The sequence below is a fragment of the Roseburia sp. OF03-24 genome (assembly GCF_003463035.1).
Classification (GTDB): Bacteria; Bacillota; Clostridia; order Lachnospirales; family Lachnospiraceae; genus Roseburia; species Roseburia rectibacter.
The window spans coordinates 1-1,610 of record NZ_QSCK01000075.1 but is presented as its reverse complement, the minus strand read 5'-3'; the positions used below and the strand labels follow the sequence as shown (position 1 = coordinate 1,610).

The 1,610-nt window shown below is 37.0% G+C and carries 1 protein-coding gene and 1 pseudogene; both read right to left on the bottom strand.

Translation table 11 applies throughout. The features are described 5' to 3' along the window. A pseudogene (locus tag DXA60_RS18405) lies at positions 1-365 on the bottom strand (Ig-like domain-containing protein); the annotation flags it as partial. 654 nt (positions 366-1,019) lie between these two features. After that, on the bottom strand, positions 1,020-1,610 hold a 591-nt coding region (locus DXA60_RS18400), incomplete at its 5' end, for an InlB B-repeat-containing protein (protein WP_117922689.1).

Here is a 1,610-nt window from a genome sequence, read left to right as displayed (position 1 = left end):
CTGTTTTTTGATCCTACTACCACTCCATTTTTAAACATGGCAACCGGGATGATCGTGAACTTCTCTCCTGCATAAACAGTTTTCTTTTTTATGCAGTGATAATGTCTGTATGTAGAAATATTGCAACAATGTTCCTGCGTTTTATGCCATTTGGCATCATCCGATGTTGCAAACACGATCTGATTCTTTGGCTGATTCTCTCCAAAGTAATCAATGTATGTTGCCTGCTTTGCCGATACTTCCTCCGGCTGTGGTACTACAATGCTGCTGATGCACATGATAAGTGCCAGCGTGAGCACGACTGCTTTTTTCCATCCTGCCACCTTTGCGGTGTTCATTCCTTTCCGGTTTCTTCTTTCTCTCATAACTTCGATTCTCCTTTATCTTTTATTTTTGATTCTTTTACCTTATGACGTTGACAAATAAAATGGAAACTTCTATGATATACCTATCGAGACAGCCGGGTGAGCTACCATCCCTTTCTCCGAATCTCGGAGCAGATCTAAGTGGTAAATCCGTCCTGCCGACTGCCTTGAAAAGTATACTATATTGGATTTCCTGTTTTTATTATAAACGTAATGCAGACAAAAATCAAACCAACGTTATGAGGGCATTCGTCATTTTGCCAATTCTTTTTTCTGTGGATAACCACATTTCATTTCTTCAAAATACTGTTTTTTCCCTTTTATTTGTCCTGTTTTTTTATGAATGATAAGTTTTTTGGGGGACAACTTGATAGCATGTTATACCTTAGTGGATAACTCATTTTGATCTCATTTTAACTGCTGTAAAAATTTTTTATTTTCTCCAAATTGCACAAATTATTCAGTTGTCAATGTACATGTCTTACACATGCCAAGTATAAAACATGTAATTTTCGTTTTCGACGGAATAAAAGAAAAGATTTCACTAATTTTTTTCTTTTAGGAAAAGCTATAGAAATGTCAATATTATATTGGAATAAAAGAAGCTATCCGTTTAAGACAACTTCCTATTATATACCTATTATTTTATCTGTTTTAATTCCATTTTGCATAACAGTCTGTATTTTGCGTTATCGTCATGTCCGGATCGAGCGTATTTCCATCTGCATCTGTCCAGCCTGTAAAAGTCTTTCCTTCCATTACCGGATCCTTTGGAATCGGGATCACATCATCTTTTAAAACTGTATAGCATTTATAATAGCCTGGATCCGCGTCTGACAGATAATAATTTACTTTATATGCTTCCGGTTCTTCCTTGGAAAGTTTATTTACAATCGCCGTCCTGTCATAAGAAACGGTTCCAGGCTTTCCATTCGGATGCTTAAATTCTTCTGTCACAGAAACGGATAAAAGCTGCTTATCCGTTTCTGCAGCATTTACTTTTAGCTGGATATCCGAATCTGAATCGATCGCATAAGCTAATGTTTCTAAAAAATCAGCTTCCAGCTGATTCTTATCTGTGACATTATACTTTTTTGTTAACAGATTTTCTGCCGTCTCTTCTGCAGCAGACGGTAGATTGCTTTTTAATTCCATGCTCCTGTTCATTCTCCCTGACACCGCCATGATCGTTAAAAAGATCACTCCGGCAATACAGGTTGTGACAATCGCCCTGATGATTAATTT